Annotated in this window: 30 protein-coding genes and 2 riboswitches; all 30 genes read left to right on the top strand. The window is 29.3% G+C overall.

All coding sequences use genetic code 11. The features are described 5' to 3' along the window. Window positions 1-380: 380 nt before the first annotated feature. The 30 genes from BS62_RS06025 to BS62_RS06170 all read left to right on the top strand — a co-directional run bounded on the left by BS62_RS06025 (window position 381) and on the right by BS62_RS06170 (window position 26058). A complete protein-coding gene (locus tag BS62_RS06025; RefSeq protein ID WP_496490353.1) occupies window positions 381-1103 on the top strand; it encodes a hypothetical protein in 723 nt (240 codons plus the stop codon). Window positions 1104-1304: 201 nt separating this feature from the next. Beyond that, window positions 1305-1389, top strand: a riboswitch (cyclic di-GMP riboswitch). Between the two features lie 197 nt (window positions 1390-1586). Next, window positions 1587-1672, top strand: a riboswitch (cyclic di-GMP riboswitch). A 95-nt stretch (window positions 1673-1767) separates the two neighbouring features. Beyond that, window positions 1768-2085: a flagellar basal body protein gene (locus BS62_RS06030; protein ID WP_496490354.1), complete on the top strand. Its 318-nt coding sequence runs from the start codon at window positions 1768-1770 to the stop codon at window positions 2083-2085. A 4-nt stretch (window positions 2086-2089) separates the two neighbouring features. Continuing rightward, entirely contained in the window at window positions 2090-2494 is a 405-nt protein-coding gene (gene flgC, locus BS62_RS06035) for a flagellar basal body rod protein FlgC (RefSeq protein ID WP_496490355.1), read from the top strand. Between the two features lie 9 nt (window positions 2495-2503). Beyond that, window positions 2504-2797, top strand: a complete 294-nt coding sequence (gene fliE, locus BS62_RS06040) for a flagellar hook-basal body complex protein FliE (RefSeq protein ID WP_496490356.1) — start codon at window positions 2504-2506, stop codon at window positions 2795-2797. Between the two features lie 23 nt (window positions 2798-2820). Continuing rightward, window positions 2821-4380 carry a flagellar basal-body MS-ring/collar protein FliF gene (fliF, locus tag BS62_RS06045; RefSeq protein ID WP_496490357.1) on the top strand — a complete coding sequence of 520 codons (1560 nt, stop codon included), beginning with the start codon at window positions 2821-2823 and terminating at the stop codon, window positions 4378-4380. Between the two features lie 13 nt (window positions 4381-4393). Beyond that, window positions 4394-5449: a flagellar motor switch protein FliG gene (fliG, locus tag BS62_RS06050; protein ID WP_496490358.1), complete on the top strand. Its 1056-nt coding sequence runs from the start codon at window positions 4394-4396 to the stop codon at window positions 5447-5449. Further along, entirely contained in the window at window positions 5433-6197 is a 765-nt protein-coding gene (locus BS62_RS06055) for a FliH/SctL family protein (RefSeq protein WP_496490359.1), read from the top strand. The genes fliG and BS62_RS06055 overlap by 17 nt, the downstream gene beginning before the upstream one ends. Before the next feature lie 3 nt (window positions 6198-6200). Then, the gene (gene fliI / locus BS62_RS06060) at window positions 6201-7511 is read left to right on the top strand and encodes a flagellar protein export ATPase FliI (RefSeq protein WP_496490360.1); all 1311 of its coding nucleotides are present in this window, start codon (window positions 6201-6203) and stop codon (window positions 7509-7511) included. Between the two features lie 9 nt (window positions 7512-7520). Continuing rightward, complete coding sequence (fliJ, locus tag BS62_RS06065) at window positions 7521-7961, top strand: flagellar export protein FliJ (protein WP_496490361.1); 441 nt, start codon at window positions 7521-7523, stop codon at window positions 7959-7961. 15 nt (window positions 7962-7976) lie between these two features. Next, complete coding sequence (locus BS62_RS06070; protein WP_496490362.1) at window positions 7977-9062, top strand: flagellar hook-length control protein FliK; 1086 nt, start codon at window positions 7977-7979, stop codon at window positions 9060-9062. Between the two features lie 16 nt (window positions 9063-9078). Then, window positions 9079-9564 carry a flagellar hook assembly protein FlgD gene (locus BS62_RS06075; protein ID WP_496490363.1) on the top strand — a complete coding sequence of 162 codons (486 nt, stop codon included), beginning with the start codon at window positions 9079-9081 and terminating at the stop codon, window positions 9562-9564. A gap of 14 nt (window positions 9565-9578) precedes the next feature. After that, entirely contained in the window at window positions 9579-10370 is a 792-nt protein-coding gene (flgF, locus tag BS62_RS06080; protein WP_496490364.1) for a flagellar basal-body rod protein FlgF, read from the top strand. Between the two features lie 12 nt (window positions 10371-10382). Next, a complete protein-coding gene (locus BS62_RS06085; protein ID WP_496490365.1) occupies window positions 10383-10574 on the top strand; it encodes a flagellar FlbD family protein in 192 nt (63 codons plus the stop codon). A gap of 11 nt (window positions 10575-10585) precedes the next feature. Next, a complete protein-coding gene (locus BS62_RS06090; protein WP_496490366.1) occupies window positions 10586-11404 on the top strand; it encodes a motility protein A in 819 nt (272 codons plus the stop codon). Further along, window positions 11394-12116 carry an OmpA/MotB family protein gene (locus tag BS62_RS06095; protein ID WP_496490367.1) on the top strand — a complete coding sequence of 241 codons (723 nt, stop codon included), beginning with the start codon at window positions 11394-11396 and terminating at the stop codon, window positions 12114-12116. Before BS62_RS06090 ends, BS62_RS06095 begins: the two co-directional genes overlap by 11 nt. A 12-nt stretch (window positions 12117-12128) precedes the next feature. After that, complete coding sequence (locus BS62_RS06100) at window positions 12129-12587, top strand: flagellar basal body-associated FliL family protein (RefSeq protein ID WP_496490368.1); 459 nt, start codon at window positions 12129-12131, stop codon at window positions 12585-12587. A gap of 22 nt (window positions 12588-12609) precedes the next feature. After that, on the top strand, window positions 12610-12960 hold the full coding sequence (locus BS62_RS06105; protein ID WP_496490369.1) for a flagellar biosynthetic protein FliO: 351 nt from the start codon (window positions 12610-12612) through the stop codon (window positions 12958-12960). Between the two features lie 3 nt (window positions 12961-12963). After that, window positions 12964-13626, top strand: coding sequence for a flagellar type III secretion system pore protein FliP (gene fliP, locus BS62_RS06110; RefSeq protein WP_496490370.1), 663 nt, complete (start codon window positions 12964-12966; stop codon window positions 13624-13626). 17 nt (window positions 13627-13643) lie between these two features. Further along, entirely contained in the window at window positions 13644-13913 is a 270-nt protein-coding gene (gene fliQ, locus BS62_RS06115; protein WP_496490371.1) for a flagellar biosynthesis protein FliQ, read from the top strand. Between the two features lie 9 nt (window positions 13914-13922). Further along, window positions 13923-15734 carry a fused FliR family export protein/FlhB family type III secretion system protein gene (locus BS62_RS06120; protein WP_496490372.1) on the top strand — a complete coding sequence of 604 codons (1812 nt, stop codon included), beginning with the start codon at window positions 13923-13925 and terminating at the stop codon, window positions 15732-15734. Window positions 15735-15750: 16 nt separating this feature from the next. Continuing rightward, a complete protein-coding gene (gene flhA, locus BS62_RS06125) occupies window positions 15751-17802 on the top strand; it encodes a flagellar biosynthesis protein FlhA (protein WP_496490373.1) in 2052 nt (683 codons plus the stop codon). Next, window positions 17803-18816 (top strand): flagellar biosynthesis GTPase FlhF, encoded by a 1014-nt coding sequence (flhF, locus tag BS62_RS06130; protein WP_496490374.1) that lies wholly within the window; start codon window positions 17803-17805, stop codon window positions 18814-18816. Further along, window positions 18813-19667 carry a MinD/ParA family protein gene (locus BS62_RS06135; RefSeq protein WP_496490375.1) on the top strand — a complete coding sequence of 285 codons (855 nt, stop codon included), beginning with the start codon at window positions 18813-18815 and terminating at the stop codon, window positions 19665-19667. The genes flhF and BS62_RS06135 overlap by 4 nt, the downstream gene beginning before the upstream one ends. Before the next feature lie 20 nt (window positions 19668-19687). Then, a complete protein-coding gene (locus BS62_RS06140) occupies window positions 19688-20392 on the top strand; it encodes a sigma-70 family RNA polymerase sigma factor (RefSeq protein WP_496490376.1) in 705 nt (234 codons plus the stop codon). 19 nt (window positions 20393-20411) lie between these two features. Continuing rightward, window positions 20412-20696, top strand: coding sequence for a hypothetical protein (locus BS62_RS06145; RefSeq protein ID WP_496490377.1), 285 nt, complete (start codon window positions 20412-20414; stop codon window positions 20694-20696). A 184-nt stretch (window positions 20697-20880) separates the two neighbouring features. After that, on the top strand, window positions 20881-21654 hold the full coding sequence (locus tag BS62_RS06150) for a flagellar hook-basal body complex protein (RefSeq protein WP_496490378.1): 774 nt from the start codon (window positions 20881-20883) through the stop codon (window positions 21652-21654). A gap of 12 nt (window positions 21655-21666) precedes the next feature. Then, on the top strand, window positions 21667-22422 hold the full coding sequence (locus BS62_RS06155; protein ID WP_496490379.1) for a flagellar hook-basal body complex protein: 756 nt from the start codon (window positions 21667-21669) through the stop codon (window positions 22420-22422). A 30-nt stretch (window positions 22423-22452) separates the two neighbouring features. Beyond that, window positions 22453-22794, top strand: a complete 342-nt coding sequence (locus BS62_RS06160; protein WP_496490380.1) for a FliM/FliN family flagellar motor switch protein — start codon at window positions 22453-22455, stop codon at window positions 22792-22794. 30 nt (window positions 22795-22824) lie between these two features. Then, window positions 22825-24120, top strand: a complete 1296-nt coding sequence (locus BS62_RS06165) for a YeeR family protein (protein ID WP_496490381.1) — start codon at window positions 22825-22827, stop codon at window positions 24118-24120. 156 nt (window positions 24121-24276) lie between these two features. Next, entirely contained in the window at window positions 24277-26058 is a 1782-nt protein-coding gene (locus BS62_RS06170; RefSeq protein WP_496490382.1) for a methyl-accepting chemotaxis protein, read from the top strand. The last annotated feature ends 136 nt before the right edge of the window (window positions 26059-26194 follow it).

Here is a 26194-nt window from a genome sequence, read left to right on the forward strand (position 1 = left end):
TTAAATTTTCTAAAAGTAAACATAAGATAAATAAGTACAAAAGAATAATTAGGAAAATTTAAATTTATTTAAAAAGATAAGATGTATGACTATATAAAAGAAGATAACCTCTAGTCAAGTGAGCGCCTTAATAAATGAATATGTAAATATAATAGGAGACGCTAAAAATTCATATTGTATGAAGGTTATAATTCTATATAAAAATGACTTAGAATTAGCATATGGAATATTAATATTTTGATTGAATATAACACTTTAGACTGAGATACAAACAGTTAGTTTGCGCTTAAGATAATATTAAATTTTAAAATAAAGCGAAAATAATTGGTTTTATTCTTTATTTTTATGAAGAACTAAAATATAGTTAAGAGATTATTTCTATGAGTATAAACAATAAATCCGACATAAAAATATATTCAACAGAATTACTACCGCCTAAAGGTAATAAGACAGAGGCTGAGCATAAAAAAATAGACTCTGATAAAGGCAAAAAAGAAGATAAAAATAGTGATATAAATATTAATGTATATAATAACATTAGAATACAAATTAGTACTATAGATTATCAGCAAAGAAATATTCAAGAAAAGATATCTTTAATTCAAGCAGAAGAATTAAAGATAAATCAGATAGAAAATTCTCTCAGAAAAGCTAAAGAGATTTATATGGAGTCAATAAAGAATAAAAGTAAAGAGGAATCTAAGTATAAAAATATTATCAAAGATTTTGTAAATCAAGCAAGTAATATAGAGCAATGGTTAGAAGGTAAAAACTATAAGTTAAATAAAGAAAATGAATATAACCAAACCAAGCAAGAATATGTGTATTTAAATAATGAATATAAAGGTATTGATGATATAAATAATGCTTTGAGAGAAATAGCTAATATAAAAACTAAATTAACTGAATCAAAAGATAAGTTAGTTTCATTGGCACAGATGATAGAAAATGTAAAAGTTAAAATAAAAAATGAAGAAAATTATATAGAAGATTATATAGAAGTAATTAAATATACGAAAGAAGCTGTTTTAATAAATCCATCTGAACATATGAAATTTCAAAACAATATTATTAATGATATGGTTCTTAAAATATTTAAATAATATAAAATAAAAAGTATGAGTACTAAAGGTTTTTTATTTAAGCTCATACTTATTTTAAATTCAGAATATAATTTAGTTAGATTTATTGTAGTAAATAAAATAACTTTATTGCAGAAAAAAAGAAAAATATGTAAAATTTCAAAAAACCCTATTAAAATTTGTAAAAATTACGTATAATGGACTTATAATATATTTACAGAAAAATTACATAGGCAAACCTAGAGAAATCTAGCGACGCAAAACTATAGGGACTAAGGTTGGAAAACTATGTTAGCCAGTTGCGAATGAGTTAAAAGTCATTGATATAACGCTACTCGTTCTGGGTAGCTTTTTTTGTAAAAAAATATAGAGAATTTTGTCAAAATTTAGCTTAATACATAGTAAAAAAGATAAAAATAGTATATAATTTAATATATTAGTAACTAAAATTGTTAGAAAATGTATATATTTGTAGAAAAATGTGAAAAAATTGTACAATAAGAAAAATTAAATAGGTAAATCTAGGGAAACCTAGGGACACAAAGCTAGAGGGACTAAGGTTATTATAACTATGTCAGCCAGTTGCATCCGAGCGAAATTTACATAACTTATGTATCTTTATTTAAGTGCGTTCGTATTTAACTATTCCCTTTGGAGTAGTTTTTTTATTTATAAGGAGGTAGGCATGAATACATACGATTTAATAAAAATAGGGTTAGGCGCTACAGATTTAAGAAGTAAAGCTATAGCACATAATATTGCAAATATAAATACACCAGGATACAAAAGAAGATATGTAAGTTTTGAAGAAACATTAAATAGCGCAACACCTGAAATAGAAGAAAAAGTAGATAAGTCAACTAGCATGAGAGTAGATGGGAATAACGTTGATTTAGAAGTAGAAAAGGTAAATCAAGCAGCTACAAGTCTTCAATATAATGCATTAGTAACTTTAGCAAATAGCAAGATATCAATGACAAAGAGTATTATATCTGGGAGGTAATTAAATGAGTGTTTTTAGTGGGATGAGAATAAGTACAAGCGGATTATCATCAGAAAGGCTTAGAATAGATACAATATCTTCAAATATAGCCAATATGAGTACTACAAGGGGAGCTAATGGAGAAGCATATAGACGTAAAGTTGCAATATTTGAAGAAAACTTTGATAAAAAGTTAGGAATGCTAGGGGTAAAGACTACAGCTATAGAAGAAGATAAATCACCTTTAAAGCAAGTTTATGATCCATCTCATCCTGATGCAAATGAAAAGGGTTATGTAGAATATCCAAACGTAGATATTTTAGTAGAAATGTCAGATTTAATGGCTGCATCAAGAGCTTATGAATCCAATGTAGATACATTAAATGCTCAAAAAAACATGATATCTAAGGCTTTAGAAATAGGAAGGTAGGGGTAGCAAATGCAGATAACTGAAATAGCACAAATTGGCAGTAAGGTAATAAATAGTGACAATAAGGTAGCAGAACAATCTAATTCAAATTTCTCAGATATATTTAAACATGCTATAGATAATGCTAATGGAGCTCAAGTAAGCTCAGATAATATGGTACAAAGCCTTATAAAAGGAGAAGACGTAGCAATGCATGACGTTATGTTATCAGTACAAGAATCGCAAATGTCTATGCAATTACTTCTTGAAGTAAGGAACAAGTTTGTTGAAGCATATCAAGAAATAAATAAGGTGCAAATATAGCCTTTTAAGCAAGGAGCAAATAAATGGAACAACAAAATATAATGGAAAAAGTGAAAAGGTTTTTTTCTAATAACGTTGAAAAATTCAAGTCTTTAACCAATGCTAAAAAAATAGCAATTGGAGTAGGTGTCCTAGCTGTTATACTTGCTACTATATTTACAGCAATGTATGTTAAAAAAAGTAAGTATGATGTTTTATTTTCAAACCTAGATCCTAAGGATGCTGCAAGTATATCACAGGAACTAGAATCTAGAAAAGTAGATACGAAAATAGAAGGAAATACAATATATGTTCCAAAACAAGAGGTAGATAAATTAAGGCTAGAACTTTCTCCAACTATAACTAATGGCTCAAAGGGTTTTGAATTAATGGATGAAGGTTCTTCTATAGGATTGACAGATGAAGAATTTGAAATCAAGAAACAAAGAATGATACAAGGAGAAATTGAAAAGACAATAAAAAGCTTTTCTCAAGTAGAAAATGCTAGAGTACATATTACCCAAGGTGAAAAGTCCGTATTTGTAAAGGAATCAACACCAGGAAAAGCAGCAGTATACATAACACTAAAACCAGGAGCTAATTTGAGTAACTCGCAGGTTAAATCAATAGTATCTTTAGTATCTGGAAGTACAAACGATATACCTAAGGAAAACGTAGAAGTAGTAGATCAAAATATGAGGCTTTTATCAGAAGGAATATTTGATGAAGATAAACAAAAAGATCTTCCAAATGGAGCTAATTTAGATGAAACAAAACAAGCTGAATCTAAATTAAATACTCAGCTGAAAAAATCTATAGTAGATATGTTGGAGCCTATGTTTGGCGCTGGTAAAGTAAAAGCAACTGTTAATACAGATCTTAATTTTGACACTACACAAACAACGCAAATAAAAATAGATCCAGAAAAGGTTATTAAGAAAGAGACACGTTCTGAAAATACATCTACAGATAACTCTAATGGAGGTTCGCTAGTAGATAATAATATGAGCAATACAGCAAATAATGGGGCCGGCAAAAATCAAAGTAAAGAAGAGACAATTGAGTACGAAGTAGGAAAAACAGAGACTAATATAATTAGCGCTCCAGGAGAGGTAAGAAGAATAACAGCATCTGTAGCTATAGATGGTGATTTAGGCGCTCCAATTACAAGGAATGTAGAAGATTTGGTATCAAATGCTATAGGGATGGATAAAGATAGAGGGGATAGTATATCTGTGGTATCAATGGAATTTGATCCAGCGGCCAAGGCTGAAAGAGAAAAAGAATTACAAGCCATGGAAGAAGAGGAACAGATGGAGAAATTGTTTAAAATAGGGACTTATGTAATTATAGCTACATCAGTATTAATTATAATATTAGGAATAGTACTGTTTATTATTAAGAGAAAAAAATCTAAGCTTGAAGAAGATGACCAAGCTAATATGGATTTAATAAATGCAAAACTAGAAGAATTAGAAGAAAAGAAATTACAGTTTATAGATGCAGATGATGAAGAGCTTACTTTAGAAGAAGAAGTTAAGATATATGCAGCAGAAAAACCAGATCAAGTAACAGAAATAATCAAGAAATGGTTAAGTGATTAGGAGTGATAATTTAATGAATCTAGAGACTAAAACTGCTAATGCTTTTGACTTAGGAGATTTAAGCAACAATAAGAAAGTTGTGGGGTCAAAAAAAGCCGCTGTTTTATTAATGACACTTGGACCTGAAGTAGCCTCAGTTATAATAAAGGACCTACCTGAAGCGCAGATACAGAGAATAGGTGTAGAAATAGCAAATATAGGATTTATTTCATCAAGAGAAAGAAGAGAAATTCTTCAAGAGTTTATAGAAATAAACAAAGCTAAAGACTATGTAATTGAAGGTGGTATAGGCTATGCAACGACTTTATTAAGTGGTGCATTGGGAAGTAGCAAGGCCAACAAACTATTAGAAGGAATAAGATACGAGGCACATTCAAAGCCTTTTATGTCAGCAAGAAAGGCAGATGTAGAACATATATTACATGCAATACATGATGAGAGCCCTCAAACTATGGCTATTATACTTGCTAACATACAACCAGAAAAAGCTGCTCAAGTATTAATAGAATTACCTGAGAGATTACAACATGAAGTTGCACTAAAAATAGGTAGTATATCAAATCTATCCCCAGCAGTTATAAAAACAATAGATGAAGCCTTAGAAAAGAAAATAGACATGACAGACAAGATAGATATGGAAACATCTGGAGGGGTAGATACCTTAGTTGATATATTAGTAAATGTTGATAGAAAAACTGAAAAGAGCATTATAACTAGTATAGAGGAAAGAAATCTTACACTTGCAGATCAGATAAAAGCTAATATGTTTGTATTTGAAGATATCGTTAAACTTGATAATTTATCAATACAAAGAATCCTAAAAGAAGTAAATCTAAAAGATCTTGCATTTGCGCTTAAAGCTTCAGGTGTACAGGTTGCAGAAGTTATTTATAGAAATCAATCGAGAAGAGCTGCTGAAGCATTGCAAGAAGAGATTGATATATTAGGACCAATAAAGATATCTCAGGTAGAAGAAGCTCAACAAAATATAGTTAATGTAATAAGAAAGTTAGAGGAAGAAGGAGTAATAACTATAGCAAGGAGCGCTGAAGATGAGTTTATCATATAGCGTTATAAAAAGTGATAAAGCCTTGTATAAAGGTAAAATTACTTTAAAAACATTAGAAACCAACGTTAAAGATACAAAAAAATGTGAAGAAGCTGAAAACATACAAGCAGAAATTATAAACAATGCAAATATAGAGGCAGAAAACATAATTAAAAAAGCTATAACTGAAGCTGAAGAAAAAAAAGAACAAATGTTAAGTAACGTTGAAGAAAAAATACAAGAAAGGGAAAAAAAGGGTTATACAGAAGGATACAGTCAAGGAATAAAAAATGGGTATGAAGATGGTTATAAAGAAGCATACGAAGAACACATAGATAGGGCAAGAGAAGAATCAAAAATAATAAGAGAACAAGCAGATTACATGTTATTTCAAGCAAACAAAGAAGCAGCTGATTATATGGAGGAGCAAAGTAAAAATATAGTAAGGATAGCATTAAATATTGCTTCATCTGTACTTAGAGAACACTTCAAAGATGAAGACTCTATGAATAACTTATTAAAACAAATAATAGAAGAGCATAAAAGAAGTAGGACATTTATTGTAAAGTGTAATTCCATATACAAAGAAAGCGTTGAATCTCAAATTGATAATTGGAAAAGTACAATAGCTATAAATTCAGATATATTTGTAATAGTAGACGATAATATGGAAATAGGAAATGCTGTTATACAAAAAGATAATGGAAAAGTAACTATAGGAATAGACTGTGGTTTTGAAAGATTAAGAGATGAGTTACTTGGAGAATAAAATATGAGTATATCTATAGATTTTGAAAAAATATCACAGAAAATAAATAATATAGATTTGACTATATCTGAAGGCATAGTCAAAAAAGTAATAGGACTTACCATGGAAGTAGAAGGGATAAAGGCCTTCGTTGGAGAGTTATGTGTTGTATACAACCAAATGAACAGTCCTATTGATTGTGAAGTCGTTGGATTTAAAGGAGACGAAGTAATACTAATGCCATTAGGGGATTTGGTTGGAATATCTCCAGGATGTAGAGTTATATCAAAGGGAATGCCATTAAGTGTAAGATGTAGTGATGATCTATTAGGCAAAGTATTAGATGGAATAGGAAATCCAATAGATGGTACAAGTATAGTGTTTGGAGAAAGATATAGTTTAAACAATGAGCCTCCAAATCCAATGAAAAGAAAGAGAATAACGAATATAATGCATACAGGTGTAAGGGCAATAGATGGATTTACGACTTGTGGAGAAGGTCAAAGAATAGGTATATTTGCAGGTAGTGGAGTTGGAAAAAGTACAACTTTAGGTATGATAGCAAGAAATGCTAAGGCAGATATAAATGTAATAGCCCTAATAGGTGAAAGAGGAAGAGAAGTCCTAGATTTCATAGAAAGAGATCTAGGAGAAGAGGGAATGAAAAAGTCAGTTGTAGTATGTGTAACATCAGACAAATCACCACTTATAAGATTAAAAGGAGCTCTTACGGCAACAGCAATAGCTGAGTATTTCAGAGATCAAGGGAAAAAGGTAATTATGATGATGGACTCTGTTACAAGATTTGCAATGGCTCAAAGAGAAGTAGGTATAGCTATAGGAGAACCTCCTGCACAAAAAGGGTACACGCCATCTGTATTTGCTATGCTTCCAAAGCTTATGGAAAGGACAGGTACATCTGATAAAGGATCAATAACAGCTTTTTACACGGTTTTAGTTGATGGAGACGACTTTAATGAACCTATAGCAGATACCACTAGAGGTATATTAGATGGTCATATAGTTTTATCAAGAGCTTTAGCTCACAAAAACCATTACCCAGCAATAGATGTACTAAATAGTATTAGTAGACTTATGAATGAAATAGCTGAAGATGAGCATAAAATGGTAGCATCTATGGCAAGAGATATGTTAGCAGAATATAAAGAAGCAGAAGACTTGATAAGTATAGGAGCCTATACAAAAGGATCTAATAAAAATATCGATAAGGCTATAGAGTATCAAGATAGTATAGTTAATTTCTTAAAGCAAGGGGTAAATGACATAAGTTCTTTTGAAGAAAGTGTACAAGAATTAAAAAATATATTTAGTTAGGGATGACTTATGAGTAAAAAATTTAGCTTTAGACTTCAAAAGGTATTGGATATAAGAGTAAAAGATGAAGAAGAAGTAAAGATTAGATTTTCTGAAATTCAATCAAGAAAAATAAAAATAGAACACAAGCTTAAAGCATTAAAAAGTGATTACGATAGATACTCAAGAAAAGGTATATGTGAAAATATAGTAAATCAAAAAATAACAATGAATTACTTAGGTGCACTAAATAATACTATAAGAGATATCTCATCAGAATTAATTAAAGCTTGTGAAGAACTAGAAAATCTAAAATCTGAACTTATAAATAGGCAAGTCGAGAGAAAATCATTAGAAAAATTAAAAGAACAAAAATACACAGAATTTTTAAAAGAAGAAGATATGAAAGAACAAATTATAAATGATGAATTTGCAATTATAAGTTTTGCAAGAAAACAACAGGTTAGTTAGATGGGGATTGATATTATGCAAATCAATGTAGATGTTAATTTTTTAAATAATATTATAGGAAACACAAATATTGAACTACTATCAAATAAAACAAATATTAGTTTTGAAAATCTAATATTAAACTGTTTGGACAATAAAGCTAATGATTTAGAAGAAGAAATTCTAATAAATACAGATGATATGAATATAAATGAAGAAGAAATAAGTAAAATATTAAGCTTATTAAATCAAATAATATGCAAAAATGAAAATCCAACAGATACAAAGAATAATTCACTAAATGAAGTTGTTGAAAATTTGAATAAATCCAATAAAACTGATGAAAAAATAAATTTAATTTCTTATTTAATAAAAAACATAGATGATTTGGATAGCGAAACTCTAGATTATAAAGCAGACACATTCAACTATACTATGAAAGAATTAAAAAGTGAGTTAAACAAAATAATATCTAATAATTCATCAAATGAAGAAAAACCATTAGATGAATTAGACATATTTAATATAAATAAACCTAGAGTAGAAGTGAAGAAAGATACTTCAAATAAAGAGTTGGACATGTTAAAAGATATAGCTAATAATAATGATTTTGAAAAAATAAACTTAAATATTAATAATAAGCTAATTAACAATACTGCAGGCCAACCACATAGCATAGGACAACCATCATATAAAAATATAGAATCAAATATATCCTACGACACTATAAAAAATATAAAATATATGGATTTAAATAATATACAAGAACTAACTATAAATTTAAGACCTAAGGAATTAGGTCAAATGAATATACAGCTTCTTAAAGAAAATAATGAGATGAAAGTTATATTAACGGTACATTCTAAGGAAGCGCTTGATTTAGCGAATAAAAATATATCCGATATAAAAGGTCACCTAGAAAATGCAAACATAAATATAAAAAATATAGTTATTAATATGGAAATAGAAAATACATATACAAATGAAAATTTTGAAAAGAGTTTTTCTAATAACCAAAATGAACAAGATCAAAACAACAAGAATAATAAAAGAAGTTCAAATATAGATGATGAAGAAACAAAAGAAATTATTAAAGAAGATAACCTGAATTTATTAGCTTAAAATAAGGAGTGGTTATATGACCAGTATAAATACATCGGTGAAAGTTAGCTATGACAAAACGGAAAATGGGACACCAATAATAGAAAAAGGTAAAGAAAATAATAAAGACTTGTTTTTAGAATTATTAGTTGCCCAAATGAAATATCAAGACCCAATGAACCCTCAAGATCCAACACAGTATGTAACTCAATTATCTCAATTTTCTATGCTAGAGCAAACAATGTCATTAAATGATGGTATGAAATATCTTTCAGAATTAAATAATGGAATTCTTATAAATTCAGCTATGAGCACCTCTTCAGCTTTAATAGGAAAACATGTAGAGGTATCAGAGTTAGATGAAAACAAGGAAAATTATAAAGGTATAGTAAAAAGTGCCCACATAGAAGATGGAGTAGTCTACATAGATATAAAATTAGATGGAACTGATAAAATAGAATCTTTTAGATATGATACTTTATTAAAAATAAGTGAAAGTGATATAGAAGGAAATATAAAATAATAGGGGGAAAAAACATGTTAAAGTCAATGTACTCAGGAATAAGTGGAATGAAGGCAAACCAAACTAAAATGGATGTTATAGGGAACAACGTAGCAAACGTAGGAACTACTTCATTCAAAAAATCTACTACGAGATTTTCAGATACTCTTTATCAAAATATGATATTTGCTGGTGCTCCATCAGAAGGCGCAGGGGGTACGAATCCAGGACAAGTCGGGATAGGTGTCAAAGTAAATGGTATATACAAAAGTATGAGTCAAGGTTCTTTGCAACCGACAGGTAGACCATCGGATTTAGCGATAGATGGAGATGGATTCTTCCCTGTAAGTAGAGATGGACAAGTTGTATATACAAGAGATGGTTCTTTTAGTTTAGATACTAATGGTAACTTAACAAATGGTGATGGATATCTACTATTAGACTCAGATAATAATCCAATAGAAATACCAAAAACTAATCTAAATGGCAACAATGTTGTTGCATATAATATTTCAAAAGATGGACAAGTAAGTATTTCATTAGATGATGGAACAAAGGAAAACTTATCAAAAATACAAGTGTATACATTCCAAAATCCAGAAGGATTAGAAGCATTAGCTGGGAATTTATATTCCACATCAGCTAACTCTGGAATTCCAGTTGATGGTAATGGATCTATAATTCAAGGAGCAGTGGAAATGTCTAATGTAGATTTATCAGAGGAATTTACAGAAATGATAGTTACAACAAGAGCATTCCAAGCAGCAGGAAAAATGATAACTACAAGTGATGAACTACTACAAGAAATAATAAATTTAAAAAGGTAATGGGAATATAAAATGATAGAGTTAACAGAATTAAGCAACAAAAAGTATATTTTAAACTCTGATTTAATAGAAAGAATAGAAGCTGTACCAGATACAAAAATACTACTTACAAATGGTAAAAAGTATCTTGTAAAAGAATCTGTAGATGAAGTTGTAGAGAAAGTAATGAATTATAAAAAGAAGATATTTACATTGGAGACATAGGGAGGAAATATATGAAAAAACAAGACATTATGACTCCTGTAGGCTTAATTTTAGCGGTAGGATTGGTTGTTTATGGAGCAAGTTTAGGAAGTGCAGGACTTGGTGTTTTATGGGATTTACCATCTGTTTTTATAACGGTAGGAGGATCTTTGGCTGCTGTTTTAATAACATTTTCCGCGGATGATATAAAAGAATTGCCAAGAATAACTTTAGCAGCATTTAAAACTAATAGTGTATCTAAAGTTGATTTGATAGATCAGTTTAAGGAATTATCTAGAAAAGCTAGAAAAGAAGGATTGTTATCCATAGAAAATGAGGTCTCTCAAATCGAAGATATATTTTTAAAAAAAGGTCTTGAAATGGCAATTGATGGAATACAGGAAGATGTATTAAAGGAAATATTAGAGGCTGATATATCACAAATGGAAAGAAGACATGAAAATGGAGCAAAAATATATAAGTTATGGGGTGCATATGCACCAGCATTTGGGATGATAGGAACACTAATAGGACTTGTACAAATGCTATCAGATATGGGCAGTGCTGAAGCAATAGCTTCCGGTATGGCAGTAGCATTAATAACTACATTTTATGGATCATTACTTGCTAATATAGTTTGTATCCCTATTGCATCTAATTTATCAATAAAATCAGAACAAGAAGTAGCTGCTAGAGAAATGATGATAGAAGGTATACTAAGCTTACAGTTTGGGGAAAGTACGAAAATTATAGAAGAAAAGCTAACGGCATTTTTAACTCCTAAGGAAAAGGCAAAATATTATAGAGTGTTATCTAATGATACTGAAGGGGTGACTGCGGATGCCACGTAAAAAAAGAGCTAGTAAAGACGATGTTAATTCAGAAGCTTGGCTTGCTACATACGCAGATACAATAACTTTAGTACTTACGTTTTTCGTATTATTATATTCTATATCTAGTACAGATGCTGCAAAACTAAAGGGTATATCTGAGGCAATGCAGGGTCAGTTAACAGGAGAAGGGGTAATGGGTGCAGGAACAAGTAATAAAACCGGAGACAAAGATCCCTCTATAATAGATGATCTACCAAACCAGGAAATAACAGAAGAACTCAGAGAAAAAGAAGAGATTAAAAAAGAAATAATAACTACGATAGATAAGGGTAACCTAGAAAAATTAGTAACCATAAGAGAAGATGAAAGGGGTATAATTTTAGGATTAAATGAAAATATATTCTTTGATCTAGGAAGTGGTGAATTAAAGAGTGATAGTAAACCAGTATTACAAGAGCTAGCAGGTATTCTAACTAAAATACCAAGTCATATAGTTATAGAAGGACATACTGACAACATCCCTATTAAATCATCTAAGTATGGATCAAACTGGGAATTATCAACTCAAAGAGCAGTAAGTGTAGTTAGATACTTTGTTGAACAAAAGGGAATGAGCCCTACTCAGTTTTCAGCCACAGGATATGGTGAATACAAACCTTTAGTAGACAATAATACGTCTGAAAACAGAGCGAAAAATAGAAGAGTAGATATAATTATAACTACTGAGTAGGAGGTTTAAATTATGGCTAAAGAAAAAAGAGAACAAGATCAAGATAAAAAGAAAAATAATAATATGAAGATGATTATAATATTATTATTTTTAGCGACTATAATAGGGACTAGTTATATTGTTGCGACTAAAATTATGGGTGGAGCTAGTGTTAGTTTAAAAAGTGAAAAAAAACCCGAAACCGTTAATTTAGAACTAGATGAAATATTAGTGAAGTTATCAGATGAAGAAAAAAGTAGATATATAAAAACTAATATAGCAATATCACATGACAAAGAAATAGAAAATATAAATGACTATGTACCACAAATTAGAGATAGTATTATCAACTATTTGATGTCGAAAAAAGCTGACGATTTTTCAGCTAATAACATGGAAAATGTAAGAAAAGATATTATAAAAATTTTAAAAGACAAGGTAGACAATGAAGGTATATACGATATTTACTTTGTAAATTTAATTGTACAGTAATTCATGAAGGGAAAATAGTTAAATGATACTATATATTATTAAGGTTATTGCATTTATCCCTATAGTTATAATTTTAATAGCGATATCTTTAAAATTAAGTCAAAGAACTTTAATTCAAGGGCAAGCCAATAAGTATATGAGGGTATTAGAAGTAATAAACATAAACAAAAATAACAGCTTATTAGTTGTAAAGATAGGAGATAAGGGGTGCGTTTTAGCATCTTCTGGATCTAATATAAACAAAATCGAAGATTTAACAAAGGAAGACATATTAAAGATTGAAGAAAATATAAATCAAAATAATGTTAAAGCACAACAATACTTTGATAAGTATAAAGGCAAGATAATAAAACTCACTAAGAAGGAAGATTAAATTATGGATATATTTAGTAATCTGCTTTCTGATACTACTCAATATACAGACTTAGTTCAACTATTTTTATTTTTAACTACTTTAATGTTTTTGCCTATGATTATTTTTATGATGACGAGCTTTGTAAGAATAATTATAACATTTTCATTTTTAAAGTCGGCACTAGGAGTTCAACAATCAATACCCAGTCAAGTATTAGTAGGCTTATCAATAGTATTGACTATATTCATAATGACTCCTGTGCTTAACCAAATAAATAATGACGCACTGCAGCCATATTTAAATAAAGAAATAAAAATGGAAGAGTTTTTAAGTAAATCAGAAAAACCAATAAAAGAATTTTTGTTAAAACAGACAAGGCAAAAAGATTTGGAGTTGTTTATAGATAACTCTCAATTAGAAAAAGAGAAAGTAACAAAAGAAAATGTACCATTATACGTAGTAGCACCTGCATTTGCTACAAGTGAACTAAAAACTGCTTTTGAAATAGGTTTTTTAATATATATACCATTTATAATAATAGATCTTGTTGTGTCGAGTATATTGATGTCTATGGGAATGTTCATGTTACCACCAGCAATGATATCTCTACCTTTTAAGTTACTTTTATTTATTATGGTAGATGGATGGAGCTTAATAGTAAAATCCTTAATAAATAGTTTTTAAGATAGGAGAGAAATAACATGAGCGAGATAATGATAATGAGTATTGTAAAGGATGCTATATATACAGGACTTTTAGTTTCGGCACCTGTTCTTATAGTATCTTTGGTAATAGGGCTTCTTATAAGTATATTTCAAGCAACTACCCAAATCCAAGAACAGACACTTACCTTTGTTCCTAAATTGATAGGAATAGCTATAGTTGTTGTAGTAGGCGGAAGTTGGATGCTAAGTACTCTAAGTACTTTCACAATGGAAATGATAAATATGATAACTACTATAACCAAATAGGTTGACAAATTGATATTAGTATTTTTAAGAACTATAGCATTTTTTACAGCTATTAATATACTATACCCTAAAGAAACTCCTAGAATGTTTAAAATATCATTCGCTCTATTTTTATCTATAGTTACATCTCAGACTATGGATTTACAATCTATAAGTCAAATAGATAACAAAGGAACACTTTTGTTATATGGAATATCTGAAACTCTTACAGGATTAATGTTGGGATATGTAACTAATATATGTTTTGAAAGTATTAAGTTTGCAGGAAGCTTAATAGATCAACAATTAGGGTTATCTATGGCAAACATATATGACCCAAGTACGCAAACTCAATCAACATTAATATCAAATATAATGTACTGGATGTCTATTGTAATATTTTTAAATTTAAACGGTCATCACATTTTAATAAATGGAATAAGATATAGCTTTGAGGCAATACCAATAGGTCAGCCAATAATAAGCCATGATATTGGGTACATACTTGATATATTTATATATTGCATTACCACAGGATTTAAAATAGCAGTTCCAATTGTATTAGCTCTTATAATAGTTGAGTTTATTATGGGACTCGTATCAAGAAGTGTACCCCAACTAAATGTAATGATAGTTGGTATGCCAATAAAAATATTAGTGGGATTGGCATTTTTTATGATAGCACTTCCATTTATGATAAAAGAAATTATTGAACTTATTAACAACATACCTAATATATATGAAGGAACATTTGGAGCAGCGCCGTTATTTTATATGTTATCTACAGATGACAAAACAGAAGAAGCAACTCCAAAGAAGAAAAAAGATGCTAGAAAAAAAGGTAATGTTCCAAAAAGTAAGGAAGTTTCTGGGGCAATAACGCTAGTGGGATTTACTCTTCTAATAGGGGTATTATCGCCCTATTTAGTAGATAACTTTAAGGCTATTTTAATAAATTATTTAAATTTAGATTTTAATATGAATATAAATTATATGAAGTTACAAGGATTAACCATACAATCTCTTATATTTTTCTTTAAATTATTTTTACCCATAGGAGCAATATTTTTATTTTTAGGCTTAATATCAAATATAGCACAGACAGGATTTTTATTTACAGGAGAAGGGCTTAAGCCTAGTCTTTCAAAACTAAATCCACTAAAGGGCCTTAAGAACATGTTTTCTATAAAGAGCATGGGTAATTTAATAAAAAATATATTAGTAATAATAGTTTTAGGATTTATGGGATACGGATTTATAAAAGATAATTATATAGATATATTAAAGCTAAGTAATGTATATGTTCCTACGCTTATATACACAGTAAAAGATATTTTATATTCTATATTATCTAAAATATCTATAGCTTTAGTATTTATAGCACTCTTAGATTATCTTTATCAAAGATATACACATAAAAAAGATTTGAAAATGACAAAACAAGAAATTAAAGAAGAATTTAAACAAATGGAGGGAGATCCTCAAATAAAAGGAAAAATAAAACAAAAGCAAAGACAATTAGCCACTCAGAGGATGATGCAAAAGGTACCAGATGCAACCGTAATAGTTACAAACCCAACTCATATATCTATAGCCATTAAGTATGAACAGGGAAAAAGCAAGGCTCCAATGGTTGTAGCAAAGGGAGCTGATTACGTGGCATTTAAAATAAGAGAGATAGCAAAAGAAAATGATATACCAATAATAGAAAATAAACCTTTGGCAAGATTAATTTTTAAAAAGGTAGAAATAGATCAAGAAATTCCAGAAGAAATGTATCAAGCTGTTGCTGAAATTCTTGTAGCTATTTACAAGATAAAAAACAGATACAAAACAAAATAAAAGGTGAGGTCGAGTAATGAATAAACTAGACTTTAGAAATCAACTTGATATAATCGTAGCCCTAGGGATAGTAGGCATAGTCCTTATGATTATAATACCACTGCCAACATTTATTTTAGATATACTGCTAGCTTTAAATATAAGTTTATCAGTTTTAATATTGCTTATGACATTATTTACAAAAGAAGTTTTAGAATTATCTATATTTCCTACTATATTGCTAGTAACTACTTTATTTAGATTAGGACTTAATATATCGTCTACTAGACTTATATTGAGCCAAGGATATGCAGGAGAAGTTATAGAATCATTTGGTAGCTTTGTCGTAGGTGGGAATTATGTAGTTGGAGTAATAATATTTCTTATTATAATGATTGTACAATTTATGGTTATAACTAATGGTTCAGGAAGAGTATCTGAAGTAACGGCTAGATTTACACTAGATGCTATGCCTGGTAAGCAAATGAGTATAGATGCAGATTTAAATGCAGGGATTATAAATGAAAAAGCTGCACAAAAAAGAAGAAAAGAATTACAACAAGAAGCTGACTTCTTTGGATCTATGGATGGGGCATCAAAGTTTGTAAAAGGAGATGCCATAGCTGGTATTATAGTCACCATAATAAATGTTATAGGTGGAATAATAATTGGAGTTGTAATGCTAAATATGAGCTTTGGAGAATCTGTCCAAACATATATTAGACTTACTATAGGTGACGGTTTAGTTAGTCAAATTCCAGCTTTATTAATATCAACAGCATCAGGTATATTGGTAACTAGAGTTGCAAGTGAAGAGAACTTTGGTGATTTGGTTGGAAAACAGTTAACAGCTATACCTAAGGCTATAACTATAACAGGTGTAGTACTTCTAGTATTAGGATTTATACCAGGGCTACCTAAATTGGCGTTTCTCGTTTTGGGAGCGGGTTGTTTGTTAATTGGATACTTATTAAACAAGGATGCAAAAGAAGAAATAGAAAAGTTAATCACTAATGAAGGTGAAGTAGAAGAGATAGAAAGCAATACTGTAGAAGATGTATCTTCTTTAGTAGAGATAGAGCCTATAGAGGTAGAAATAGGATATGGACTAATACCTCTAGCAGATGAATCTAATGGAGGAGATCTTTTACAAAGAATTGCATCAATTAGAAGGCAATGTGCAATCGAAATAGGAATTGTAGTTCAACCTATTAGAATTAGAGATAATCTACAACTAAATCCTAATCAATATAACATAAAAATTAAAGGAAATATAATTTCTGGATATGAGATTATGCCTAATATGGTACTTTGTATGGACCCAATGAATCAAGGGTTTGATATTCATGGAATACAAACAAAAGAACCTACCTTCGGCCTTGACGCTATATGGATAGATAAGTCTAATCTTGAAGAGGCGGAATTAAGAGGATACACAGTCGTTGATCCATCGACAATAATGATTACTCATTTATTAGATATTATAAAATCTAATGCCCATGAATTATTAGGAAGGCAAGAAGTTAAAAATATGCTAGATGCTGTAAAAGAGAAATATAATGCTGTAGTAGATGAACTTGTACCAGATTTAATGACTTTAGGTGAAGTTCAGAAAGTACTTCAAAACTTATTGAAAGAAAAGATATGCATAAAGGATAGAGTGACTATATTAGAGACATTAGCAGATCAATCTAGAAATACTAAAGACTTGGAACTATTGACAGAGTATGTAAGGATATCCCTAAGTAGGGCGATATGCTCTAATTTAGTGGATGAAAGTAAGACTATGGTAGTAGCTACTTTAGATATAGAAGTAGAGAATTTGGTAGCTAATAATTTACAAAGGTCTATAAATGGAACGTATCCAGCGGTAGACCCTGATACTACAAATAAAATATTTAGAAGTGTACAAGATGTTATACAAAATATTTATTTTAATCAAAACATACCAGTAATTATAGTATCTCCAAAAATAAGAGCTCCTTTTAGAAAATTAATAGAGATGGTATTTCCTAACTTAACGGTATTATCTCTAAATGAAATACCTAATGATATTAAGATAAAGGCAGAAGGTGTGGTGAATATATAGATGTTTATAAAAAAATATGTTGCTGATACATTAGAAGAAGCTATGTTTCTTATGAAACATGAATTAGGAGACAACACAGTAATTATAAACAAAAAATATATACGAAAGCCAGGAATAAAGGGCCTTTTGGGTAAAAAATCAATAGAAGTTACAGTCGCAGTAGACAATAGTAAAAAGGATAATGGAGATATTAGAAAAGAAGTAGATGAACTTAAAAATTTAATAAGTAATATAGTTTCTAACAAAGAAGATGATAAAAGCATAGAAAAGATAATAAAGAATTTAGAAGATTTAGATGTAAATAAAAAGACAATAGATAATTTAGTCATAAATATTAAGGAAATGAAAAAGGTTAGTGATAATACTAGCAAAAACCTAATAACTGTATTAGAAAATAGTATAAATATATCTAGTACAAAAATGGAAGGTAAAGTTATATTAGTAGGGCCCACAGGCGTAGGTAAAACTACAACTATTGCTAAAATAGCTGGAAATTTATCTTTTGTAGAGAAAAAGAAGGTTGGCATAATAACCATAGATACATATAGAATTGGCGCAGTTGAGCAACTAAAAATATATTCAGAAATAATGAACATACCATTTAAAACTGTAATAAGTCCAACCGAAATGGAATCTGCAATAGATGAATTTAAAGATTGTGATGTAATACTTATAGATACAACAGGTAGAAGTTGTAAAAACCTTATGCAAATTTCAGAGTTAAGAGCATTTATAGATAATGCAAAAACAGAAAATATACATTTGGTAGTGAGTTGTACTACAAAAGATAAGGATATAGAAGCGATTATAAATTCATACAAAACTTTGAACTTTAACAATGTAATAATAACCAAATTAGATGAAACAACTACATATGGGCCATTGTTAAATATACTAAATTACGCTAACAAGCCCTTAAGTTATATAACACTTGGACAAAGTGTTCCAGATGATATACTGAGGCCAAGTAAAGAAAAGTTAATAAAATTAATTTTAGGAGCTGAAGAAGTATGATGGATCAGGCAGAAAACCTTAGAAAATTAGCTATACAAAATACAGAAAGCAAGTCACGTCCTAAAATTATAACTATCGCATCTGGAAAAGGCGGTGTGGGCAAAAGCAATTTTACTGTTAACTTAGGTATATGCTTGTCAAAATTAAATAAAAGAGTAGCTATATTAGATGCAGATATAGGGATGTCAAATATAGATATACTAATGGGTGAGCCTACCAATAAAACTATATGCGATGTAGTATATAAGGATATAGATATAGAAGACATAATAATAGATACAAAGTATGGCATAAAACTTATACCAGGAGGGTCAGCTCTTAACCATATAGAAGATTTCAATGAAATTCAAAGAAGCAAATTTTTAAATGAAATTGAGAAAATAAAAGATATAGACTACTTGTTAATTGATACAGGTGCTGGTATAAATAAAAGCTTATTAGCATTTATATCTTGTAGCAATGAATTTTTTGTGATAACTACACCAGAGCCTACCTCTATAACGGATGCATATAGTCTGCTAAAGGCTACAAGTAACCTTAATATAAAGGATAGAGCAAGTATTGTGATTAATAGATGTAATAATGTCAAAGAAGCTAACTCTGTATATTTGAGAATAAAATCCGTTGCCGATAAATTTTTAAATATGAATTTAGAATTTGGGGGATACATATTAGATGACAAGAAAGTAAGTATTTGTGTTAAAAATCAGATTCCATTTTTAGCCGCTTACCCAAATATTGAAATTTCTAAATGTGTAATGTCTATAGCAAAAAATATTTCAAAGGATGAAGTTACTGAAACAACAGAAGTCAAAACCTTATTTAAAAAAGTATTAGACTTATTTTCTTAAGTAAAAAGGGGGAAAGAAAAGTGGTTCTTGCTGATAAGGAACAAATCATACAAGAAAATATACCTCTTGTTAAACATATTGCATATAAATTATTTGTACCAAATAAAGGTTTAGAATATGATGATTTAGTTAGTTGTGGATATATGGGACTTATAGATGCTATTGATAGATTCGATAAAGCAAAGGGGGCTAAGTTCTCAACTTATGCTGCAATAAAAATAAAATCATACATATTAGATGAAATTAGAAGACATTCCCCAGTATCAAAACATAATTTAACAAAGATAAATATATACAATAAAACAGTGAATTATTTACAAAATACTTTAATGAGAGAACCTAAAAAGCATGAAATAGCACAATACATGAATTCGCCATTAAAAGAAATTATTGATATACAAAATAATATAAGCCTATTAAGCGTTACCTCATTAGATAATATTCCATTTAGTGATGATAATGAGGAGAGATTAGTAGATAAAATAAAAGATAGTGAGTCTATAATACCTATAAATATAATAGAAGAAGAAGAAAAAATAGATACACTATCAAAGGCAATAGATACATTGAGAGAAAGAGATAAGCTTATATTATCACTATATTACTATGAAGAATTAAATCTAAAAGAGATAGGGTTAGTATTGGGATTATCAGAGTCAAGAGTCTGTCAGCTTCATCAAAAGGCTCTAACAAATTTAAGATCTATAATGAAAAAAATATATTGATCTAAAAAAGGTGATTAACATGATAAATATCTTATTAATTTTAACATCATTTGTTATTATAATTATTTCAATAAAATTAATAATTAGTGAAAAAAATAAGGTGAATTTTGATTATATACTGAACTATAAACTAGAAGAAGAAAATATTGAACTATTAGATAATGCAGTAGCTGTTTCAACAAAAAAGGAAGAAAAAATAAAGCAACTTATAAATAAGGGATATGAAGATGATCAAATTTGTAAAACACTTAATATAGGAAGAGGTGAGTTGCTATTAATAAAAAACTGCTACAAAATATCATAGATATTCTGACTGATAAAAAATTTGCACTAGGAATAGGGATAGGCATACTTATAGCAACCTTAGTTATTACAATATGGGGTGAAGAATCTATGAGCAAATCAGAAATAGAAATGAAAGCAAGGTCATATGGAATGAAATATCCAAGTGAAATTAAAGTTTTAGACTAGGATGGGGGGAATATATTTTGATAAGAGGGTTATACACATCAGTTTCTTCTATGATTACATTAGAGCAAAAACAAAGTGTAACTACTAACAACATAGCTAACATAAATACATATGGATATAAAAATGAAAAATTATTATCAAAGAGTTTTGATGAAATGCTATTACAAAACAATGATAATTATAAAAATGGAGTTTCGGGTAAAACAGAGCTAGGTGGTTTAAGTTTTGGTGTTTCAATAGATGAAACAGTTACTGATTTTTCTCAAGGAATATTAAAAGAAACTAATAAAAAAGCAGATATGGGAATACAAGGAACTGGTTTTTTTTCAGTAAGAAACCCAGAAGGAAATATATCTTATACTAGGGATGGAAGTTTTAGAATAGATAATCAAGGAAATTTGACTACTAACACTGGTTACTATGTTTTAGGTAAAAATTTGAATACAGGTAATACAGAACCTATCAATATAGGACAAGGTAATATGACCGTATCTCCTAATAATATAATATCTGTAGATGGTGTAAATAAATATTCATTTAATATAGTGGATTTTGATGACTACAGTAATTTAAAAAAGCAAGGAGACAATATATACTCTGGAGAAAATGGAAGACTTATAGAAAATGCTTTTGTAAAACAAGGATTTATAGAAACGTCTAATATAGATATTACAACAGAATTAAGTAACATGATGACTTTTGTAAGAGAATATGAAGCTAATCAAAAAGTGATACAAACTATAGATTCTACCTTGCAAAAAATAGCTAATGAAATAGGTGCAGTAAGATAATAAGGAGGATACATGTATACTATATTTAATAATAGTAAAAGTGCTATGAAGGCTAATCAAAATAAAATGGATGTAATATCTAATAACATAGCAAATATAAATACAAATGGATATAAAAAAGTTGATTTACAGTTTGTAGATTTATTAAGCCAAACGCTAGATAGACAGTCGTATCCTACTAACTCAGAAAATGCAATAACAGGTACGGGAGTAAAGACAACATCAATAGTTAGAGACAACACACAAGGGCCGCTAAGAGAAACTAGTATAAAAAGTGATATTGCTATAGATGGAGAAGGTTTTTATAGAGTTATAAGGGCTAATGGAGAATATGCCTATACTAGAAATAGTAGCTTTATTATAGATTCTTCTGGTAAAATAGTAGATAATAATCAAAATACTTTGGATATACAATTTAATCAAGGATATGGATATAACAATTTAAATTTAAAAAATATGATTGTAAATAAGTCAGGCGAGATATATATAGATGATGCTAAGGTGGGACAAATAAATATATATAAGCCAGTGGGAGATAATGATCTTATTTCCATAGGGGATAGTTTATTTGCTACAGTACAAAATACACAATTAGCTATTGCGGAAAACTCATCTATTTATCAAGGTTATATTGAGTTATCCAATGTAAATATGCAAGAAGAAATGGTTGATATGTTAACAACTCAAAGAGCATATCAATTGAGTTCTAAGGGTATTAAAACTGCCGATGATATGTGGGGTATGGCAAATAATTTACAAGCTAAATAATAAATGATTCTATAAATAAGGAGATATAGTATGTATAATGATCAAAATAATCTTATATCTGAAGAAGAAGCAAGAATGCTTTTAAGCGATACAGAAAATTTAACAGACTCTAACAAGAACATGGAAAGAGTATTAGGTGTTGACTTAGAAATAACAGTCGTAATTGGTAGAACAAAAATGTCTTTAAAGGATATATTCGAGCTAGGAAAAGGGTCATTAATAGAATTAGATGCATTAGCAAATCAAGATGTAGAGGTACTTATAAATGAAAAGGTATTAGCTTATGGAAAAGTTGTTGTTGTTGACCAACATTTTGGGGTAAGAATTACTAATATAGTAAGTGAAGAAGATAGGGTCAGAACAATATCTTAAAAATTGAACAAAAGTGAGGTTTAGGGTAATATGTCTGAATCAAAGAATGAAGAAGCTAAAAATGAGAATATATTTCACTTTAATGCTATAAATAAATACAATAGTACAGCTCAAAGATGTGTAGATTCATGTTTAAATTATGGTGAAATTAGGCATATAAACATGGATGGAAGTGCAATGAAAGTAGAAATTCCCCAGGATAAATATGAAGAAGCAGTTAGAGATATAGAGAAAAGGGTTTTTAATAAAGAAACTAGTCCAAATGTAAAAATAGAAGATGCTGTAGAAATGTTAAAAAAAGGGAATATAACTTACACACAAGCTAAGACTCTAGCTAAAGAGGGAAAGATAGAAGGGCTATCATATTATGAGATAGATGGAAGCATAGAAAGTGACGGTATACTAGGATTATCAGGGATGGTAGAATATGCACTTGCCATATGGGATGGACTTAGTAGAGAAGAAGCACTGATAAAAGGTATAACAAGAACTATGAGAATTTTTGATGCTTATTTTATAGACTGCTTGAAAATTAGCGATGAGAGCAAAAAAGATGAATACAAAAGATTTGTTAAGAATAACAATATTACAGAAAATGATGAAGAAATAAAACTTTACAGATACCCTACTAGTAGCATAAATTATGAAAATATGTACAATAGCATAGATATAAAAAATTATAAAAAAAATAGCTTAGTAAACACATCTGAGATTGTAGGAACTATTACTAATGCAATATTTTCTAGCACAGATATGAAAAACGTATTATTAGGAGATACATCTAGTAAGTCTTTTATAAAAAAGATAATAGTTATATTGCTTGGGATATTAGGCGGAACTTTGGGCTGGATATTTGGTTCGTATGTAGGGGGAATTGTAGCTAGTATAATTCCATTTATACCACTAAATGTTGCATCAATATCAGGTGGTATAATAGCATCTTTAGTAATTGTAATGATATTTATAGGTGTAAGTAGGCTTTTATTAGACAAATATATAAAAGATGATGCAAAAGAAATTATAGATATATTTAATCAAGAATTACAAATCGTTGAAATAGAAAATATGCTTACATCTAAAGAGGTATCTCTTATATTAAAACATATTACAAATGACAATATACCAAACTTACTAAGAGGTATGAAAGGTAGTGTTAATAAAAGAGTAACAGCATCTACAATGATAAATAAGGAATGTAGGTTTATATTAGATGCAAGAAAACACATAGTAATTCCTTCAGAGCATGAAATTATTAATATTTTAGATTCTTTAGTTTATCATTATAGACAAAAACTAAATTCTGAATATAGCATTGAAACTGTGTAAAAGTCCTTTAAATTAAGGACTTTTTTTAATTACTAGAAAATTATAATTAAAGAATCTAACTATTTACCCGATAATCTACTTGAGGCTATACAAATTAAACTGTGGGAAAAAATCGGCATAAAAAATTAAATTATAGGAAAAAGGGGAATCATTTATATGAAAAATTTGAAAATAGGTAAAAAGCTAATTATATCGTTTATTATCGTTTTGGTAATTACAACAGTTTCAAATTATTATGCACAATCTAATTTAAAAGAAGCAGGGACACTAAGTAAGGACTTATATGAAGGGCCTTATGTAGTAACAAAAGAATCTGAGGGGATTCGTAGAGATATAGTTTCCATTGACCAAAATCTTCTTCGCATGATTGTTGCACAAAACCCTACAGACACAAGCTATAAAGATACAATTCTGAAAAGTTTTGATAGTATTAATAATAGAATTGACGAACTTAGCGGTGCTTCTCTTGATGTGCTTAGTGGTGCTTCTATGTCAGGCGAACAAGGAATGGATGCTCTTAAGAACTCAGTAAATACGCTAAGACAAGAATACGAGAAGATTTATGTATATATAGATAAGGGAGATTATGAGACTGCAAAAGAAATGATAATGAGTGATGATCTTGCATATTATCAATCATATAAGAAATGTGTAGAAATTGTAAATGCTCTCCATGAAGAGTCCGAAAGTAGCGGGAGTGAATTCAATAAACAAATACAAGATACAGTATCAAAATCATACTATATTTCTATGGCTCTAGGTTTATTTTCTATAATAACAGGAATAGTTATAGCACTGTACATTACAAAACGATTGAAACAGCCAATTGAAGAAATAGAGATAGCTGCTAATAAAATGGCTGTTGGTGATTTTGATATTAATATTAATTATGAATCAAAAGATGAATTAGGTGAGTTATCAAATAGTATGCGCCAAATGAGTGACGAAATTAATGAAGTTATAAATGACACAGTTCGTGTTTTAGAAGAAATTGCATGTGGTAATTTTAATGTTAAACCCGAAGTAGAATATATAGGAGTATTTGAAAATATTGAAAAATCAGTTCTTAGAATTACTAATGATTTAAGTGAAACAATGTCACAAATAAATTTAGCCTCAAAAGAACTGGAGTCGGCATCAGAGCAAGTAGCAAGCAGGTCACAAGTGTTATCACAAGGTGCGTCTGAACAAGCAAGTGCAATTGAAGAGTTATCTGCAACTATTATAGAAATATCTGACAAAATTAAAGATACTGTAAACAACGCTCAAGAAGCTAATGTTTTATCAGTAAGTGCAGGTCGTGAAGTTGAAGATGGTAATATGCAAATGAAACAGATGATTAAATCAATGGAAGAAATTTCATTTACTTCTAATGAAATTGGAAGAATAATAAAAACAATAGATGATATTGCATTCCAAACAAATATATTAGCATTAAATGCTGCTGTGGAAGCCGCTAGGGCAGGTTCTGCTGGAAAAGGATTTGCTGTCGTTGCTGATGAGGTAAGAAATCTTGCTGCTAAATCAGCAGAAGCTGCTAAGAATACAGCTACACTTATTGAAAATTCCATAAAAGCTGTTGGTAATGGAACTAAGATTGTAGATAACACAGCACAATCACTTCAAAAAATAATTGATACAACTAATAAAACTATTTTATTAGTTAATGAGATAGCTAAAGCATCTGTGGAAGAAGATAGTGCAATTGCTCAAGTTACATTAGGAGTAGAACAAATTTCAGAAGTAGTACAAACCAATTCTGAAACAGCAGAGGGAAGTGCTGCTGCTAGTGAAGAATTAAGTGGACAAGCACAGATGCTGAAATCACTTATTGAGAACTTTAAATTAAAAGATAAAAATTATTCTAACAAAAATATAAATCTCAATAGTAATGAAATTAATTGTTTTGATATGGAAGAGTCTGAATCCTTCGTATAAATACATATATTTATTACAAAATACATCAAAAAGATACAATAAATAACTAAAGTATTTACCTGATTATCCGATAAATTATCTGAGGTGGTAAAATTCTGAAAAATGAAAAATACAATAGCTATTATTTAAATAAAAA

The organism is Sporacetigenium mesophilum DSM 16796, from assembly GCF_059569055.1.

Excerpts from the sequence above, each read along its gene's own strand:
- BS62_RS06160 (WP_496490380.1), top strand. The coding sequence starts at position 22,453 with ATGTATAATGATCAAAATAATCTTATATCTGAAGAAGAAGCAAGAATG.
- BS62_RS06085 (WP_496490365.1), top strand. The coding sequence starts at position 10,383 with ATGATAGAGTTAACAGAATTAAGCAACAAAAAGTATATTTTAAACTCT.
- BS62_RS06135 (WP_496490375.1), top strand. The coding sequence starts at position 18,813 with ATGATGGATCAGGCAGAAAACCTTAGAAAATTAGCTATACAAAATACA.
- BS62_RS06155 (WP_496490379.1), top strand. The coding sequence starts at position 21,667 with ATGTATACTATATTTAATAATAGTAAAAGTGCTATGAAGGCTAATCAA.
- flgF (WP_496490364.1), top strand. The coding sequence starts at position 9,579 with ATGTTAAAGTCAATGTACTCAGGAATAAGTGGAATGAAGGCAAACCAA.
- BS62_RS06100 (WP_496490368.1), top strand. The coding sequence starts at position 12,129 with ATGGCTAAAGAAAAAAGAGAACAAGATCAAGATAAAAAGAAAAATAAT.
- flhF (WP_496490374.1), top strand. The coding sequence starts at position 17,803 with ATGTTTATAAAAAAATATGTTGCTGATACATTAGAAGAAGCTATGTTT.
- fliJ (WP_496490361.1), top strand. The coding sequence starts at position 7,521 with ATGAGTAAAAAATTTAGCTTTAGACTTCAAAAGGTATTGGATATAAGA.
- BS62_RS06165 (WP_496490381.1), top strand. The coding sequence starts at position 22,825 with ATGTCTGAATCAAAGAATGAAGAAGCTAAAAATGAGAATATATTTCAC.
- BS62_RS06090 (WP_496490366.1), top strand. The coding sequence starts at position 10,586 with ATGAAAAAACAAGACATTATGACTCCTGTAGGCTTAATTTTAGCGGTA.
- fliF (WP_496490357.1), top strand. The coding sequence starts at position 2,821 with ATGGAACAACAAAATATAATGGAAAAAGTGAAAAGGTTTTTTTCTAAT.
- BS62_RS06105 (WP_496490369.1), top strand. The coding sequence starts at position 12,610 with ATGATACTATATATTATTAAGGTTATTGCATTTATCCCTATAGTTATA.
- fliE (WP_496490356.1), top strand. The coding sequence starts at position 2,504 with ATGCAGATAACTGAAATAGCACAAATTGGCAGTAAGGTAATAAATAGT.
- fliP (WP_496490370.1), top strand. The coding sequence starts at position 12,964 with ATGGATATATTTAGTAATCTGCTTTCTGATACTACTCAATATACAGAC.
- BS62_RS06170 (WP_496490382.1), top strand. The coding sequence starts at position 24,277 with ATGAAAAATTTGAAAATAGGTAAAAAGCTAATTATATCGTTTATTATC.
- fliQ (WP_496490371.1), top strand. The coding sequence starts at position 13,644 with ATGAGCGAGATAATGATAATGAGTATTGTAAAGGATGCTATATATACA.
- fliI (WP_496490360.1), top strand. The coding sequence starts at position 6,201 with ATGAGTATATCTATAGATTTTGAAAAAATATCACAGAAAATAAATAAT.
- BS62_RS06075 (WP_496490363.1), top strand. The coding sequence starts at position 9,079 with ATGACCAGTATAAATACATCGGTGAAAGTTAGCTATGACAAAACGGAA.
- BS62_RS06030 (WP_496490354.1), top strand. The coding sequence starts at position 1,768 with ATGAATACATACGATTTAATAAAAATAGGGTTAGGCGCTACAGATTTA.
- BS62_RS06070 (WP_496490362.1), top strand. The coding sequence starts at position 7,977 with ATGCAAATCAATGTAGATGTTAATTTTTTAAATAATATTATAGGAAAC.
- BS62_RS06095 (WP_496490367.1), top strand. The coding sequence starts at position 11,394 with ATGCCACGTAAAAAAAGAGCTAGTAAAGACGATGTTAATTCAGAAGCT.
- BS62_RS06025 (WP_496490353.1), top strand. The coding sequence starts at position 381 with ATGAGTATAAACAATAAATCCGACATAAAAATATATTCAACAGAATTA.
- BS62_RS06055 (WP_496490359.1), top strand. The coding sequence starts at position 5,433 with ATGAGTTTATCATATAGCGTTATAAAAAGTGATAAAGCCTTGTATAAA.
- fliG (WP_496490358.1), top strand. The coding sequence starts at position 4,394 with ATGAATCTAGAGACTAAAACTGCTAATGCTTTTGACTTAGGAGATTTA.
- flhA (WP_496490373.1), top strand. The coding sequence starts at position 15,751 with ATGAATAAACTAGACTTTAGAAATCAACTTGATATAATCGTAGCCCTA.
- flgC (WP_496490355.1), top strand. The coding sequence starts at position 2,090 with ATGAGTGTTTTTAGTGGGATGAGAATAAGTACAAGCGGATTATCATCA.
- BS62_RS06145 (WP_496490377.1), top strand. The coding sequence starts at position 20,412 with ATGATAAATATCTTATTAATTTTAACATCATTTGTTATTATAATTATT.